Source organism: Actinokineospora baliensis, assembly GCF_016907695.1.
Classification (GTDB): domain Bacteria; phylum Actinomycetota; class Actinomycetes; order Mycobacteriales; family Pseudonocardiaceae; genus Actinokineospora; species Actinokineospora baliensis.
Genome location: NZ_JAFBCK010000001.1, coordinates 2,036,201 through 2,051,954 on the forward strand (window position 1 = coordinate 2,036,201; position 15,754 = coordinate 2,051,954).

Sequence of the window (15,754 nt, forward strand, 5' to 3'; positions counted from 1 at the left end):
GGCAGAATGTCGGTGCAATCAAAACAATGCCCTCGGAGCAATGATGGACTTTCGCACGGTCGCGGATCGGATCGCCCAGGACATCGCCAGCGGGCGGCTCGGCGCGGGGACCCGGCTGCCCACCCAGCGGCAGTTCGCCCGCCAGCACCGGATAGCGGTGTCCACGGCATCGCGCGTGTACGCCGAACTCGTCCGCCGCGGGCTGGTCGTCGGCGAGGTCGGCCGGGGGACGTTCGTGCGGGCGGCACCCGCCGTCGCCGAGTCGGCGCTGGCCGAACCGGGTGGCGCCCGGGTGGACCTGGAGCTGAACTTCCCGGTCCTGCCCGAGCACATCGGCGTGATCGCCGACAGCATGCGGGCGGTCCTGCGCCAGGACGTGCTCGCCTCGGCACTGCGGTCGGTCGGGGTGGCGGGCACCCCGGCGGCCCGGGAGGCGGCGGCCGGATTGCTCGCGCGCGGCGGGTGGTCGCCCCGACCGGCCGACGTGATCTTCGCGGGCAACGGTCGGCAGGCGATCGCGGGCGCGGTCGCCGCGCTGGTCGCGCCGGGGGAGCGGCTGGGGGTGGAACACGTGACCTACGCGGTGGTCAAGGGCATCGCCGCGCGCCTGGGCGTCGTGCTGGTCCCGCTCGCCACCGATGAGTGGGGAGTGACCCCCGACGCGGTGCGGTCGGCGGGCCCGCTCGGTGCGGTCTACCTGCAACCCGCGCTGCACAACCCCTTGGGCGTGTCCATGAGCGCGACCAGGCGGACCGAGATCGCCGAGGTGTTGCGCGCCAAGGGAATCCCGCTGATCGAAGACGCGATCTACGGCTTCCTGCACGACGACCCACCACTGTGGTCCCTCGTCGAACACGGCGTGCTGGTGGACAGCCTCTCCAAGCGCATCGCCCCCGGCCTGAGCGTCGGCTTCGCGGTCGTGACCCCGTCCCTGCGCACCCACGTGATCAACACCATCCGCTCCGGCGGCTGGGCGCCCCAACACCTGGCCCTGGCCGCCATGACCGGCTGGTCGGCGGACGGGACCGCCGCCCGCCTCCTCGCCGACAAACGCGCCGACGCCCGCACCCGCCAAGCCCTGGCCGCCCAACACCTGGCGGGCTTCGACATCCAATCCGACCCCCGCGCCTACCACCTCTGGTGGCGACTCCCAGACCCCTGGCGCGCAGACACCTTCGTAGCCGCCGCGGCCCGCGCGGGCATAGCCATCACCCCCGGCGCCTCGTTCGCGGTGCCTCCCACCCAAGCCCCCCAAGCGGTCCGCCTGGCCCTGGCCTCACCCCCACTACCCGCCCTGGCAGCAGCCCTGACCCACCTGGCCGACCTGGCAGCCACCCAAGAACCAGGCCTGGACTGACCGGGCCCTAGCTGCACAGCACCACGCCCGCCGACAGTCGCGGGGCCTCGATGCGCACCTTGCAGATCGGGATCTTCCAGCCGGTCGGTGTGGATCGCGATCTTCGCCGCCCCTTCCGCCCGGAGCGGTCGGTGGGGCAGCCGCCGACTTGTTCGGCCTGCCAGTTAGCCGGTGTGGATCGCGATCTTCAGCCCGCGACCAGGCGGAGGGCTTCGATCAGCACGGCTCCCGGGATGCGCACCTGCAGGTCGGGGGCGGCGTGCAGCAGCAGGTCCGGTGGTCCGCCGAACTGGTCGGCCAGGCGGTCGATGTGGATGGCGACCTCGACGCCGCTGAAGGTTTGCCAGTGGGGTGGCCAGTCCGGGGGGACGGCCTCTTCGGTGGCGAACGCGTCGACGACCCGGCCTCGGACCACCAGTCGGGTTCGAGGCGGCCGGGTCGGGTCGGCGGGCAGTACCAGCGTTGCCGCGAGGACGGCGATCACGGCTTCGCGGTACTCGATCTGCCCGGTGTGCGCGAGCTGCAGCACCGCCTCCGCCTCCGACCGGGGTTCGGGCCAGCCGAGGGCCACCGGGGACGGGCGGTAGTGCGGGTTGGGTTCGAAGGCGGGGATGACGCCGCCCCGGGCGTTGACCGGGTATCGGCCGACCAACGCCCAATCGGGTGTATCCGGTCCTGGGTGCGAAGGGTCGTACACCTCGACCCAGCCGCCGGGGCGGCCCAGGGCGTAGGAGCGCATTTCCTGCGTGATCGGCGGGGACCACTGTGGCCTATAGGCCGGGTTGGGCACGAACTCGTCGGTGATCTCGCCGTCGGCGTCCACCAGGTACCGCCCCGCGACCTGCCCGTCCTCGGCCACGGCGGGCAGCCAGCTGCTGGGGGCCGCCTTGGCCTCCGCCCGAAGGGCCGGGGTGATCGGGGGTCGGTGCGGTGTCGACATCGGTGGAGCACCCTCCTCGGTCCGCGGTGGATCCTTACCCCTCACTCGCAGAGTACGAGAATTGGTTGCCGGGGACGCAGTGACGGGCCCGCGCGCGCGTCGCGTTCACCAGGCCGGATGGTGTGCGGGCGTCACTCCGATGGCCGAGCCGGGCCACCCCGTCCGGCTCCGTGGACCGCGGCGGTGACACGTTCGGCCCAGTCCGGTGCTCGGGGGTCCGGGTGCCTGCGCCGGGTTTGGCGGTCCGCAGCGGTGTGATCAGCCGATCTTTCTGTCCACAGTAGACACAACGCCTGCCTACATTTACGAAACAATAGGCAACACATCCGGAAGGGCGTTTCGCTGTCGTGTTGCGGCTTGGCATGCGGGATCATCTGCGCCATGACCGGTCGGGACGGCGAAGACCCCAATTCTTGGCCACTCGGGGAATTGCTGCGGCGAGCGCGGGACGAAAAGGGCTGGTCGCAGGAGGACGCGGCCCAGAAGGCCCGGTTCTCGCGCACCTCGTGGCAGCAGTTGGAGAGCGGGCGGCGCGCCGACCGCAAGCCGTTCCGGCCCAAGGCGGACACGGTGATCAACGCGGCGCTCGCGGTGGACATCGACCCGTCAGAGGCGCTGGAGCTGGCCAACCTCGACCCCACCAAGTACGAGCCGGCCCGCGCCGGGCGGCCGACGGCGACGGTGACCGAGGTCCGCGAGTTGGTGATGCGGTTGACCGAGGAGCAGCGGCAGGCGGTGGTCAACCTGATCCGCTCGTTCACCGAGCCGGTCCCGTCGAACTCGCCGACCACCGCCGAGGCGTACCGGCACAGCGCCGTGCTCAACGCCAAGAAGCGCGGCAAGGACTAGCCACCGGTTCCGCCACGGCTCCCACTGGCGCGCCCGCGCGGTTGTCCGCTGTGCCAACCGAACCGCCGCGTCACCCGGAGGAACCAGGACGACCGGCGGGTTCGCGGTCGATCACCGGACCTGCGCCGAACCTCCACCGATTCCCACCACCTCGCCCGGCAAGCTCGGTGGCGACCCCGCCCAGTCGAGGGCGGGTCGTGGAAGGGGAGTCATGGGAATCGTTCTGGGGGCCGTAGCCGTGGCGGTCGCGAGCATCCTGCCCGCCGGGGGAGACCCGGGGGCGAGCCTCAGCTTCGCCGCTGAGCCGGGTGCCTTCCCGGTCAGCGCAACCAGCGGCGAGTGGGCCACCCCGGTGCAAGAGGTCCGCGCCTGGGAACACGACAACGTCATCACGGTCGACGGCGAGACGGACAACGGCTTCACCTGGCTGGTGGTCGAACTGGCTGGCGCGGACGGCGCCCCGCTCGCGCCGGGGACCTACACCGGTGTCACCAACCGGTACCTGCACCCGGAGAACGCGGGCATCACCGTCATCAGCAACGGCCTTGCCTGCGGCGAGGACCACGCCGAGTTCACCATCGGCACCCTGGAGCGCGACGCCAGCACCGGCCGCCTCACCGCTCTGGACGTCGCCATCACCCACCGCTGCGGTGCTCCGACCGCTCCGGCGCTCACCGCCACCGCCCACTTCCGCGCCTGAGCCCGCCCCGGGGCGGGGAACATAGGTCTAGACCAAATCGGCTGTTGTCGCTACCGTCACGCGGCATGAGGTCCCGTTTGGCTGGTTTGTTTCTCGCCCTGGTGTGCGCGCAGACCCTGCTCGCCGTCCCGGCCACCGCCGCGCCCGCCGTCCGCCTGCCGAGTCCCACCGGGCTGTTCCCCGTCGGGACCAAGGCGTTGCACGTCGTCGATCAGTCCAGAGTGGATACCTGGGCGCCGACGCCTCGGCCGCGTGAGGTGATGGTGCAACTCTGGTACCCCACCTGGACAACGCGAGGTGCGCGGGCGGAGTACGCGCCCACAGAGGTCACCAGATCTCTTGAAGCGGCGCTAGGCGCACCCCAAGACTCCTTGCGCGCCATCACTTCCAACGCGTTGCGCGACGCTCCCACGCTCTCCAACCGGCTGCCTCTGGTCCTGTTCAGTCACGGCTACGCCGGCTCGCGCCTCACGACCACGGCTCTCGCGGAAGACCTGGCCAGCCACGGTTACCTTGTAGCTTCCGTAGATCACACCTACGAAGCCGCCGCGGTGAAGTTCCCCGACGGTCGCGTCATCTACCACAGCGTGCCCCCCGAGCAGTCCCCCGAAGACGTGGCCGCCGCCATCCGCGTTCGCGCCGCCGACCTGTCCTCGGTCCTCACCGAACTCCTCCGCCGCCGCCTGGCCGACCCCCACCGGGTCGCCGCGATCGGCCACTCCGCGGGTGGCGCCACCGCCTTCGAAGCCGCCCGCACCGACCCCAGAATCCAAGCCGCGGCCAACCTCGACGGCGGCCTCCCGTCCCCGGTGACCCCCGTGCCGGTTCCGGCACTACTGCTCACCGGCGAATGGCAGTTCGACTCGTGGACAGAATGGGCCAACACCCAACACACCTGGTCCCGCCACCTAGCCACGTCCACCATGGGCCACTACAGCTTCACCGACGCCCCCCACTACATCGCCCCCGGAAACCTGCGGGATCTTCCCGCCGACATCTTCACCGAACTCTTCGGCACAGCCACCCCCACTCGGGCCACTGAGCTCCAACGCACCTACACCCGGGCTTTCCTTGACCGCCACCTCCGAGGCATCCCCACCGCCATCCTGGACCGCCCCTCCGCCAGGTACCCAGAGGTCACAATCCGCTGGCGGAGATAGCCCTGTTCACACCCGCAGCAACGTGCAGAACCAGTGCAAACCCGACGACATGCCCGCGAGCGCGACCACATCGCCCGGCGTCAGCGTCCCGTTCCCGGTGTAGATGTCCAGCGCGACCAAGGGGTCCATTCCGCCGAAGTGCCCGAGCACGCTCGCGAGATCCGCGTTGGTCTTGGTCAGCGGGATTCCGAGCACCTCGGCGTACTTGCCCATCGCGACCTGGTTCGCGTTGAGCAGGATGACCTTGGCCAGGTCCGCCCTGGCCAGGCCCACCCGCTCGCAGGCGAGGTCAACCACGTCGGCGACCCTGGCGTCGGTGCTCTTGGCGTACTCGGAGAACCGGGCGGCGTCGCCGTCGAAGTGGCGGAAGATCGCGTGCGCCGGGTCGATCGAGCGGTTGTCCCGGCCGGGTGGTGCGGTGGGCCTGGCGTTGCCGCCGTACTCCAGGCGGAAGAAGTCGGCGTAGCGGGCGTCGGTGATCTGCTCGGTCGCCAGCCAGCGCAGGCCGGGGTGGTCGCGCCGCAGGACGGCGGCGACGGCCCCGTCGCTGATCGCGGTGGTGCCGTTGCCCAACCGGTGGGCGTGCTCGGCGGCGTTGCGCTCGGTCGACACCAGCAGGACCGTCCGCAGTTCGGCCCGGATCGCGAACTGCCCGGCGATGTACTGGAACGCGTGCACCGCTGAGAGGCAGGACTGGGTGAGCACCAGGGTCGGGACCTCGGGAGTCCCGAGGTCCCGCGCGACGGCGGCCGAGAGGTCCCAGTCGTGGTACTCGGGGACGGCCCCGGACGCGACCACGATGTGGTCGACGTCCGCGGCGGGCACGCCTGCCTTGGTCAGCGCCGCCCGGGCGGCCGCGACCGCGAGGTCGGTCGTGAGCACGCCCGCCGGGGCCTGGTGGTACGTGCGGAACCCCATCGTCGCCACCAGCGCCGGGTTCAACCCGGCCCGCCGCGCCGCAGTGGGCACGTCCCGCGGTTCACCGAGGCTGGTGCCCAGCCCCACGATGCCGAAGTCGTGCGGCATCGACCCACCCCCTCCGCCAACGGATGATCAGGCGCCCGCCGCCTCGGCGGACGCGGGGACCGGCTGCCCCCAGTGGTCCCGGTAGAGCGTTCTGGCGTAGCAGACGACGATCACCGTCGAGGCCACGATGCCGCCGAGCGCGATCGCCCAGAACGCCGAGCCGAGCACGAACACGGCGAACCAGGCCAGCGGGATGGTGAACAGGTAGGTGGCCGTCGTCGAGATGGTCGACATCAGGGCGCCCCGCTGGTGCACGGTCAGGACCGCGGTGTAGGTGTACTCCAGGACGTAGAGCGGGATGGTGACCATGAACGCGACCAGCATCATCACCGCCGCGCCCGTGTCGATCTCCGGGCCGCCGCCGAAGAGGCGCACCAGCCACGGCGAGCAGGCCAGCACCAGCACCGTGCCGATCGCGGTCGGCACCGCCGTGTAGAGCAGCAGCGTGCGCCCGTGCGCCTTGAGCTGCGGCGCGGACGAGCCCCGACCGACCTGGTAGCCGTAGAACACCGACGTGCCCGCCACACAGGCCTGTGGGAGGCGGCAGAACAACGTGTAGATCTTCGCGCCGACCACCGACGCCGCCACGGCCTGCGGGCCGAGGGTGCCGATGAAGATGAACGGCAGGATCGCGCCCATGTAGTCGTTGAGGTTGCGCACACCGACGCCCTGCGAAACCCAGACCATGGACCGGAACTCGGTCACCACCTCGGCCCGGTCCGCGCGCGGCGCCAGGTTCGTGCGGGCCCGCATCAGCCGCGCGAAGACCACGATGCCGGTGATCGCGATCGCCGTGTAGACCACCACCGACACCACCGCGACCGCCTGGGCGGGCGAGGCGAACAGCGACGCCACCGGGGTGTAGAGCGCGACGTAGTCGAGCGCGGCGTTGGCGACGAAACCGCACGCGAGCACGACGAACGAGATGTTCTTCATCCCGCAGATCCGCAGCGCCTCGTTGGTGGCCGCCCACACCACCGTGACCACCATGCCCGCCAGGCCGACTGTCGCGTAGTCGACCGCGAGCGGGATGAGCTCCACGGGTTGGTTGGCCACCCGCAACAACCACCCCATGGCCAACGACAGCCCCACCGCCACCGCCTCGAACACCAGCGCGCACAGCAGGAACGACCCCGCCAGCACCGGCAGCCTGCGCGGTGTGGTGCCCTCGCCCTCGGCGATGGCCAGCCTGCTCGCGAACACCGCGACCAGACCGCCCGCGTAGGAGGTGATGCCGATGACGATGAGGTCGGCCAGCCCGACGGCCGCGACGTACCGCACGCCGAACGGGGCGATCATCGCCAGGTCGATCGCGCCGTAGCCGACGCCGACCGACGAGGTCACCAGCACCACGAAGGCGAAGCTCGAGTAGTTGCGCCTGGTCAGCTCGGTGTGCGCGGCGGGCCCGCGGAGCGCGTTCACCGCGCCCGGCCGGGGTTCGGATCAGCCCGTTTCGCCGCTTTCAACACCAATCCCCGATCCTTCCCGAGTGTGTCGATATCGCGCACGCGGCCACGCCGCCGGGGCGCCTATTGGTGTTCCCCCCGGTGAAACGGGCGCGGCATTGCACGCGCGATTACCCGTCTACGCCACCCTACCGCGACGCCGATCCGTCGCAACTCACTTGCCGGGCGTTCACGAGATCAGCGCAATTGCGGCCGTCGGGGCGACGGTCCGTGACCGGCGCGCGCGATCGTAACCCCCTTTCCGGTGTTCCGCTTGGTGGCTGCGGCACCTAGGAATTCGTTGACATATAAGGAGTGTGAACTCCCGGGAATCGATGAATCGCGTTGTGGGTGTTGTCTGGGGCGGCGACTGCGGGTAGCGTCGGTTGGTGTTCGGCGCTGGTTCGCCGGACCGTCCTGGGGATCGGCAAGGCTGGGGTAGTGATTCATTTCAGGCGCCGTGGTCGCGCCATGTTCCCCTGTGTTCGAATGACAAGAATCGGGGTGTGTTATGTCCAACTACTCGCTCGCGAAGAAGACGGCGTTCTTCCCCGCCGTCACAGCTGAGGTGTTCTTCGAGGCGGAGGCCAGTGGCACCGGCGCGGGAGTCCTGTTCAGCAGCGAGATCGACGCCGAACTGGACGCCATCCTGAACGCGACCGAGGTCACCACGGCCTAACGCGGTCTGTGCGTGGCCGTGCGGGCAGGGCCCTGCCCGCACGGCCACGTCGACCCGCGGTGCCACCCGAGCCTGGAGGTCCGAGGTGCGACTGGACACGTTGACGCCGCTCGACCAGGAAACCCTCGCCGAGACCCGCGCCATCCTGCGGGGCATGCGCGACCGGCTCGGGGAGATCCTCGCCGCGCCGGAGTTGACCGAGGACACCTTCGTCGAGGTGGCCGCGATCTACGACAACGCCGCATACGTGTTCCTCTACCTCGAGTCGAACGAGGAGCACGTGGACCACAGCGCGCTGCTGCCCTTCCGGCAGGCGTTCTTCGGCGACGAGGAGCTCGACCGGCGGCTGCTCGACCTGTGCGGGCGGTTGCGGTGCGCGGACCCGGAGGTGGCCGTGTGCCTGGACGCCTACGTCCGGCACCTCACCGAGCGGCTGGCCGCCGACCACGACCGCGCCGCCGAGCTCGACCAGTTGCAGCAGCGGGCGAAGGAGATCGTCTCGGCCGGTCAGCGCGATCAGCTCGCGCTGCTGTCGCGGCTCGGGGTCGAGCCGGGCACCGGCACGCCCGAGACCGCGAGCTACGCGCTGATCAGCGCGACACCCGACGCCGCCCGCCGCTCGAAGCTGTCCGCGGCGATGACCGCGTTGCGCGACAAGCGCCTCGGCGATCTGGTCGAGACGGTCGACCAACTGGTGGCCACCCGGCAGGAGATCAGCCGGGCCGCCGGTTTCCCGAGTGCGCTCGCGCAGACCATGAGCCGGTGCGACCTGTCCGAACAGGACGCTCGCTCACTCGTCGACGGCTACGTCGCCGCGGCTGTCGCCAGGCACGAGTCACTGCTCGACGACATCCGTGCGGCGCTGGGCGACCTCGACTCGCCCATCGACCACTTCGGACACTACGTCCGGCAGCTGCAGCGCGGTGTGGTGGTCCCGCTGTTCGACCTGCACCACTGCCTCGACTTCGTCTACCAGGTCGTCGCCAGGACCTTCGGGCTCGACATGCGGCCGGTGGCCGACTCCGGGCCGCACGTGCTCACGGTGGCCGTGCGGCGCGGCGACGAGGTGGTCGGCTACGTCAACTTCGACCTGTGGGACTCCGGCCGCGACCGGGCGGCCAACTCCACCAGCGGCATCCGCGGCCGGGTCGAGTGGGGCGAGGTCGTGCAGCTGCCGATCGCTTACGTCTCCTGCCGCTTCCACCGGCGGCCGGGCGGCCGGGAGCTGATCACGTTCCAGAACGTGCACAGCCTCTTCCACGAGACCGGCCACGCCATCAACCACATCCTGCTGCGCAAGCGGTTGCCGACCGTGTCCGGGCTGGACTACGTGCCGCTCGAGCGCATCGAGGACCTGAGCATGTGGACCGAGAAGTGGGTCTACCACCCGGATTTCGTCGACCACCTGGGGTTGTCCGAGCCGGAACTGGCCGGGGTGGCCTTCTGCCAGCGGGTGAAGGTGCTCGAGTACCGCAGGACCCACGTCGACCGCGCGGTCACCGCGGCCCTCGACTTCGAGGTGCACAGCGGCGCGGCCGGTGGGCTGCGCGGCGCGTTCCAGCGGCTGGACGACCGGTTCGGTGTCGCGGCGCACTGCTCGCTCGGCGACTTCCCGGTCTACTTCAGCAGGCCGATGATCAACGCCAACCCCGGCGCCACCTTCGCCTACACCCGCAGCTTCGCCGCCAGCGCCGAGCAGTTCGGTCCGATCATGGACCGCCACCTCGCCGACCTGGACCCCGCCGAGTTCGACGGCGCGTTCGACGCCTGCTTCGACTACGACGAGCCGTCCAGCAAACCGGACATCGAGTCGATGTTCACCTTCTACGACGACGTGCTGAGGAGGTTGGGCCGGTGAGCCCCACGACGAGCCCCGACAGCTACATCCGCTCCAGGCTGGGGTCCAGGGACGCCGTGCTCGACGGTGTCCTGCGCGACGCCCTGCTCGAGCAGCGGTTGCCCGCCATCCAGGTCGACGACAACGGCGCCAGGGTGCTGCAACTGCTCACGATGCTGCACCGCCCGCGGTTGGTGGTCGAGGTGGGCACCCTGTTCGGCTACTCGGCGATCCACATCGCCAGGGGGCTGCCGCCCGGCGGGAAGCTGATCACCATCGACGTCGACGCGGAGAGCACCGCGCTCGCCGAGCGGTACCTGCGGGAGGCGGGCGTCGCCGACCGGGTCGAGGTGGTGACCGCCGACGCCACGACCTACCTCGCGGGCCTCGAACCGGACAGCGTCGACATGGTGTTCATCGACGCGGACAAGAAGTCCTACCCCCAGTACCTGAAGGCGTGCTTCCCCCTCCTGCGCCCGGGCGGGCTGCTGGTGGCCGACGACGTCGCGCCGGGTGGCGACTTCAGCGGCGAGTCGCAGCCGGGTGTCGACCCCGACCGGGAGGCCGCCGCCATCGACACCTACGTGCGCGCGGTGGGCCGCGGCGCACGCCTGTTCTCGGCGTTCGTGGGCACCGGCCACGGCCTCCTGGTGAGCTACAAGGACTGGGACCGTGCGTAAAACCTTCGAGGTCGTCGACGACTTCCACCCCAACCCGACCGCTGTCCGCGCTCGCGCGCTCGCTGGCGACCCGGCGGGCGTCGACGCCGACTCGCTCTCCCGCGTCGCGGCGGTGCTCGGTGCGGCGCCGGACCGGATCGCGCTGGGACCGGACGCGGGCCGGGTGGTCCACCGGGGTGCCGACGTGCCCGCCGACGAGCGGCCGCGCACCGACCCCGCCGAGTGGGTCGCCGTCGTGTGCCTGTCCGCGACCCCGCCGCCGGGCGCGGGGATCTCGCTCTGGCGGGCCCACCCGGAATCGGGTGACTGGTTCGAGAGCGCGTTCGTGCCGCTGCGCTTCAACCGGGCGGTGCTGTTGCGGGCCGCCTCGGTGCGGCGCGGCCTCACCGCTGGGTTCGGCCTGGAACCCGCCGACGGCTGGCTGTGCCAGGAGTACGACTTCGACCTCCGCCCGGTGGCGGAGCGAGCCGAGGAGGGGAACGGCCGTGCGAAGTAGGGTCATCGTCGTCGACGACTTCTACCCCAAGCCCGAGGTCATCCGCCGCCGCGCGCTGGAGTCCGAGTACGCCGACATCACCGCGTCGCGCTACCCCGGCTACCAGACCAGGGTCAACGTCGAGAGCGACGCGATCAAGCGCACCTTCGAGGCGCTGATCGGCGCGCACGTGCAGGTCGACCGGTCCCGCTTCACCTGGGGCGGGTTCCGGTTCATCACCAGCGAGTCCGGCCGCCGGAGCCGGGTGCACGCCGACATCAACATCGACTGGGCCGGGATGGTCTACCTGACCGAGAACGCGGGCAGCGCGGGCACCGGCTTCTTCCGGCACCGGGAAACCGGGGTCGAGCGGCCGCCGACCGACCGCGAGGCCAGGGCGCTGGGGTTCGCCGACGCCCACGAGTTCCAGCAGCGGGTCGTCGCGCGCGATGACGCGGACTTCGCCAAGTGGGAGCTGACGACGTCGATCGCCCCGGTCTACAACCGGCTGATCCTGTTCCGGGGCTGCGAGTTCTACCACGCCCCGCTCGGCGGCAGCGGCGACGACTTCGCCACCTCGCGGCTGACCCACAGCTTCTTCTTCAACGAGCGGGCGAAGGTGGGCCAACCCGCCTACGCGCTCGCCGACCGGTAGCCCATCCACGAGAGGGGACAGCGACATGCGCTCACTGCTGGGCCTCGCGGCCATCGCGTGTACCGGCGTGCCTGCGACAGCTGACTGCGCGCTCGTCGCGGTCGACCCCGTCACGGCGCTGGTGATCGACCCACGGGAACACGTCGCCGCCGAGCTCGCGGCGCTGCGATCGGGGACGAGCGCGGCGGAGCTGTCAACGGCCGGGCACGGCCTGCACGTGCTGCTGTTCGCCCGCGGAGACGGCGCGGTGTGGGTGGTGGACGGGTGGCGATTGCTGCGCGAAGCCGACACGGAGGTCGACCTGTCGTACGCCGATCTGCGCGGCGCACGGCTGCCCGGTGCCCGCCTCGCGGGCGCCGACCTGCGCGAAACGGATCTGCGGGGCGCCGACCTGGTGGCGGCCGACCTCTCCGGCGCCGACCTGTCGGGTGCGGACCTGTCCGGGGCCGACCTGCGTCGGGCCAGCCTGCTCGGCGCGGACCTGACCGAGGCGGACCTGCGCCGCACCGCACTGGTGCACGCCGACCTGCAACGCACGACCTGCGTGCGCACCGCGTTGCGCGGCGCCGATCTCGCCGACTCGTACTTCTGGGACGTCGACGTCTCGCACACGTTCCTCGACGGGGTCGAGCTGGACCGGGCCAGCGACCTGGAGGGCAAGCGGGTGACCACGGCGACCGCGAAGGCGGCGCCACAGCCCCGGACGACGGGAGTGTCGTGATGGCCACCGAACCGCGTTCCCACGCAGAACCGTTCCAGCGCAACGCGTTCCAGGAGACCGTCCTGGGCCTCGAGTACACCCGGGTACCGGGGCGCGAACCGGACATCTTCTCCCGCGCCTGCGTGACCTCGTTCGCCGAGGCGGACTGGACCCGCTACGGCTACGAGTTCACCCAGGTTTTCGAAACCCCCGTGCTCCAAGAGATCGCGGTGCTCGAGGGACTGCCCTACGACGACCTCGCCCTGCTGCGCCACCGGCCGACCGCCGCCACCCGTGAACTCGGTGACGCGCTCGACCACCGCGCCGACCTGCCGCTGGTCGGGTTGGTGACCCTCGCCTCGGCGCTGGTCAGCATTGTCCGCCTCGAGTTGGCCACCGACGTGCTCGCCCTGGCCGCCGGTCGGGTCCGCGACGACCGGGACCGGTTCGAGGTCGCCTGGTTGGACTTCATCGTCGCCAACCGCTTCGACGAGCTGGACCGGTCGGCCGCGGCGTTCGCGACCATGCGGGCCGCGATCACCGCGGGCGCGGTGCCGCCCGGTCGCGCGCTCGACGCCTGCACGCAGGCGGTCGTGTGGTACCTCAAGCGCAAGGAGGTCTCCGTCGACGACTTCCGCTGGAGCGTCAAGGTCGGCAGCGCCATCACCGACCGGCTCGGCGCGGACGGTCTCGCCGGGATCTCGTCGTGGTACCGGGGACTGGCCATGCTGCCCGCAGCCAAGGGCATGCCCGCGAAGACCCGGGAGTACATGGAACAGGCTCGATCCGCGGCCGAGGAGACGGTCCGCGTGCGGCCGAGGGCCTACGAGCTCAACACGATCAAGACCTACCACGAGTCATCGCTCAAGGAGCACATGTACGTGACCGGGGACTTCGACGCCGCCGTCGCCGCGGGTCGCGCCCTGATCGAACTCGACCCGGCGTGGTCGGTCAGCTACGGCGAGCTCGCCGAGGCCTACGTGCGGTTCGGCCACCCCAGGGAGGCGGCGGAACTCTACGACGCGGCCGTCGCGGTCGGCCAGCCCTACATCGGTCACCACCTGCTGAAGTCCGCTTCCTGCTGGGAGAAGGTGGGGGAGCCCGGCGCGGCACTCGCCGCGTACGAGCGCCTCGCGGGGCTTGTGCCCGGCAACGTCGAGGTGCTCAGCGCCGGGCTGCGCTGCGCTCGACACACCGCGCACCCTTCCGCCGCTTCCTTCGAGCGGGCCCTGGAGCGCGCCGAACAGGCACAGGCAGTGTCGTGAGTGGACAGACCAGTGTCGCCACTGACGTGGCCGTGACAGGGCCAGCGTTCCGGCACGACCCGGTGCGCACGGTGCTGCCGCTGTCCCCGAGCCCCACACCGCAGGTGAGGTGGACAACCGAACCCGCGGTCTGCGGCTACGTCCAACTGGCGCACCGGGACACGCGCACCGGGGCGGACATCCCGGTGCCGGTCTGCGCGTCACCGGTCGCGGTCCCCGGGGTGGGGGTGGTCGTCGGCACCTACGACGGCCGGGTCCGCTTCTACGAGCGCTCACTGGCGAAGGTGTACTGGGAGCGCCAGGTCGGCGGTCCGGTCTACGCCCCGCTGGTCGCCGACCACGTCAGGCGCCGCGTTGTGGTGTCCACGACCTACGGCCACGTCGCCGCCCTCGACCTGCGCGGCCTGTTCGCCTGGCAGGTCGAGACGGGGTCGGCGGTCCACGCCGCGCCCGCCGTCGTACCCGCGGCCGACCTGCTGGTGGTCGCCACCTTCGGCAGCCGGTGCCTCGGGCTCGACCTCGCGACCGGCGAGGTGCGCTTCACCCGAGACCTCCCGCGACCGTGGCACGCCGCGTACGGCGGCTCGGCCGCGGCCAGGGACGCGTACGCCAGCCCTGTGTCCACTGAGGATGGTGGGGTCGTCGTCGCTTGCGCCGAGCACGTGCTGTGCCTGGAGCCGGACGGCTCTGTGCGGTGGCAGCACGAGATCGGGCACGCGGTGAAGGCATCACCCGCGGTGCTCGGCGGACGCGGGCTGGTCGCGGTGTGCTCGGTCAACGGGCAGTGCCTGCTGCTGGACACCGCGAGCGGTCAACCGCGCGGCGCGGTGGACCTCGGCGGCAAGGTGGTCGCCAGTCCCGCTGTGTCAGGGGACTTCCTCGTGGTCGGCACGCAAGACGGCACCGCGCACGGCATCGACGTCACCGCGCCCCGCCTCGCCTGGCGGGCAGCCGGGTACGCGCCGCGCGAGTACACCTCGTTCACCGTGCTGCCCGACGGCGACTTCGCCGCCGTGACCGCCGGTGGCAACGCGGTCGGCTTGCGGCGCGCGGACGGCCGGTTCCTCTGGGAAACCAGCCAACTGCTCGGGTTGGCCGAGCACGACCCCGCCATGGACGTCACACCGGTGGTGTCCCCGGACGGCAGCATGTACTGCGGCTCGTACTCCGGGGTGCTCTACCACCACCGGTTCCGCCCCACCGCCGACGAGGAGCAACGGTGAAACGAGCCCTGGTGATCGGTGCCAGCCACAGCCTCGGCGCGCACGTGGCCTGCCGCCTGGCGGCCTCGGGCTGGTCGGTGGTCGGCACCGGCCGCAGGCCCGCCGACGAGGTGCCGCACGCGGGCGAGATCGACTACCGCCGCTTGGACCTGGCCGACCTGGACGCGGTCGACCGGTTCGTGGCCGACGCGCCCGGCTACGACCTGATCGTGCACAACGCCGTCAGCTACGGTCCGGCACACGGCGACCCGATGCCCGATCCCGCCGCGCTGGAGGCCATGTTCCGGGTGAACGCCGTGGCGCCCTACCGGCTGCTGCACGGACTGCTCACCCGCGCGACCGACCGGTTCACCTCGTGCGTGGTGATCAACTCGGACTCGATCTACCGCGCGGGCAAGCACGCGGGCTGCTACGCCGCGACCAAGGCAGCGCTGCGGGTGCTGACCACGTCGCTCGCCGACATCCACCGGTCCACCGACACCAGCGTGGCCACGCTCCTGCTCGGCCCGCTGCCCGACCCGGGCAAGCTGGCCGAGTTCGAGCGGGTCGCCCAGCGCCTCGGCGTCGACACCGCTGAGGTGACCCGCCGGTACCTGCGCAAGTCGAACCCGTCCTACGTCATCGACGACCTGATCGACTTCGACAGCTGCCACCGCAGCGTCGAGTACCTCGCCGAACTCGGCCCCGCGGCCAACGGCATGGTCTGCAGGCTCGACGGCGGCTCGGCGGGCTCCCTCATCTGACCGGCGGCCCACCCACCCTG

General features: G+C 71.2%; 16 protein-coding genes. 13 read left to right on the top strand and 3 right to left on the bottom strand.

The genetic code is table 11. The features are described from left to right. The first annotated feature begins 43 nt into the window (after nt 1–43). Nucleotides 44–1,357 carry an aminotransferase-like domain-containing protein gene (locus tag JOD54_RS09625; RefSeq protein WP_204450191.1) on the top strand — a complete coding sequence of 438 codons (1,314 nt, stop codon included), beginning with the start codon at nt 44–46 and terminating at the stop codon, nt 1,355–1,357. A 187-nt stretch (nt 1,358–1,544) separates the two neighbouring features. Here the strand turns inward: JOD54_RS09625 and JOD54_RS09630 are convergent, their stop codons facing one another. Then, complete coding sequence (locus JOD54_RS09630) at nt 1,545–2,297, bottom strand: type VII secretion system-associated protein (RefSeq protein WP_204450192.1); 753 nt, start codon at nt 2,295–2,297, stop codon at nt 1,545–1,547. Nucleotides 2,298–2,678: 381 nt separating this feature from the next. Here JOD54_RS09630 and JOD54_RS09635 point away from each other — a divergent pair, with 381 nt between their 5' ends. The 3 genes from JOD54_RS09635 to JOD54_RS09645 all read left to right on the top strand — a co-directional run bounded on the left by JOD54_RS09635 (nt 2,679) and on the right by JOD54_RS09645 (nt 5,006). Next, entirely contained in the window at nt 2,679–3,146 is a 468-nt protein-coding gene (locus JOD54_RS09635; RefSeq protein ID WP_204450193.1) for a helix-turn-helix domain-containing protein, read from the top strand. A gap of 211 nt (nt 3,147–3,357) precedes the next feature. Next, complete coding sequence (locus JOD54_RS09640) at nt 3,358–3,846, top strand: hypothetical protein (RefSeq protein WP_204450194.1); 489 nt, start codon at nt 3,358–3,360, stop codon at nt 3,844–3,846. 65 nt (nt 3,847–3,911) lie between these two features. Next, nucleotides 3,912–5,006 carry an alpha/beta hydrolase family protein gene (locus JOD54_RS09645; RefSeq protein WP_204450195.1) on the top strand — a complete coding sequence of 365 codons (1,095 nt, stop codon included), beginning with the start codon at nt 3,912–3,914 and terminating at the stop codon, nt 5,004–5,006. Nucleotides 5,007–5,012: 6 nt separating this feature from the next. On the opposite strand, the gene JOD54_RS09650 is transcribed toward JOD54_RS09645, so the two are convergent. Together JOD54_RS09650 and JOD54_RS09655 are read right to left on the bottom strand one after the other, a co-directional pair. After that, nucleotides 5,013–6,032 carry a 3-oxoacyl-ACP synthase III family protein gene (locus tag JOD54_RS09650; RefSeq protein WP_204450196.1) on the bottom strand — a complete coding sequence of 340 codons (1,020 nt, stop codon included), beginning with the start codon at nt 6,030–6,032 and terminating at the stop codon, nt 5,013–5,015. A 27-nt stretch (nt 6,033–6,059) separates the two neighbouring features. Beyond that, on the bottom strand, nt 6,060–7,454 hold the full coding sequence (locus JOD54_RS09655; protein WP_204450197.1) for an MATE family efflux transporter: 1,395 nt from the start codon (nt 7,452–7,454) through the stop codon (nt 6,060–6,062). Nucleotides 7,455–7,988: 534 nt separating this feature from the next. On the opposite strand from JOD54_RS09655, the gene JOD54_RS09660 reads away from it, so the two are divergent. The 9 genes from JOD54_RS09660 to JOD54_RS09700 all read left to right on the top strand — a co-directional run bounded on the left by JOD54_RS09660 (nt 7,989) and on the right by JOD54_RS09700 (nt 15,734). Then, complete coding sequence (locus JOD54_RS09660; RefSeq protein WP_204450198.1) at nt 7,989–8,156, top strand: hypothetical protein; 168 nt, start codon at nt 7,989–7,991, stop codon at nt 8,154–8,156. Between the two features lie 85 nt (nt 8,157–8,241). After that, complete coding sequence (locus JOD54_RS09665; RefSeq protein WP_204450199.1) at nt 8,242–10,014, top strand: M3 family metallopeptidase; 1,773 nt, start codon at nt 8,242–8,244, stop codon at nt 10,012–10,014. After that, the gene (locus JOD54_RS09670; protein WP_204450200.1) at nt 10,011–10,673 is read left to right on the top strand and encodes an O-methyltransferase; all 663 of its coding nucleotides are present in this window, start codon (nt 10,011–10,013) and stop codon (nt 10,671–10,673) included. Before JOD54_RS09665 ends, JOD54_RS09670 begins: the two co-directional genes overlap by 4 nt. Then, nucleotides 10,666–11,169, top strand: coding sequence for a hypothetical protein (locus JOD54_RS09675; RefSeq protein ID WP_204450201.1), 504 nt, complete (start codon nt 10,666–10,668; stop codon nt 11,167–11,169). The genes JOD54_RS09670 and JOD54_RS09675 overlap by 8 nt, the downstream gene beginning before the upstream one ends. Continuing rightward, nucleotides 11,159–11,803 carry a DUF6445 family protein gene (locus JOD54_RS09680; protein WP_204450202.1) on the top strand — a complete coding sequence of 215 codons (645 nt, stop codon included), beginning with the start codon at nt 11,159–11,161 and terminating at the stop codon, nt 11,801–11,803. The genes JOD54_RS09675 and JOD54_RS09680 overlap by 11 nt, the downstream gene beginning before the upstream one ends. A gap of 25 nt (nt 11,804–11,828) precedes the next feature. Further along, a complete protein-coding gene (locus JOD54_RS09685; protein ID WP_204450203.1) occupies nt 11,829–12,524 on the top strand; it encodes a pentapeptide repeat-containing protein in 696 nt (231 codons plus the stop codon). Then, nucleotides 12,524–13,768: a hypothetical protein gene (locus JOD54_RS09690; RefSeq protein ID WP_204450204.1), complete on the top strand. Its 1,245-nt coding sequence runs from the start codon at nt 12,524–12,526 to the stop codon at nt 13,766–13,768. Before JOD54_RS09685 ends, JOD54_RS09690 begins: the two co-directional genes overlap by 1 nt. A gap of 32 nt (nt 13,769–13,800) precedes the next feature. Then, nucleotides 13,801–14,991 carry an outer membrane protein assembly factor BamB family protein gene (locus tag JOD54_RS09695; protein WP_204450205.1) on the top strand — a complete coding sequence of 397 codons (1,191 nt, stop codon included), beginning with the start codon at nt 13,801–13,803 and terminating at the stop codon, nt 14,989–14,991. Continuing rightward, complete coding sequence (locus JOD54_RS09700) at nt 14,988–15,734, top strand: SDR family NAD(P)-dependent oxidoreductase (protein WP_204450206.1); 747 nt, start codon at nt 14,988–14,990, stop codon at nt 15,732–15,734. Before JOD54_RS09695 ends, JOD54_RS09700 begins: the two co-directional genes overlap by 4 nt. Nucleotides 15,735–15,754 lie beyond the last annotated feature (20 nt).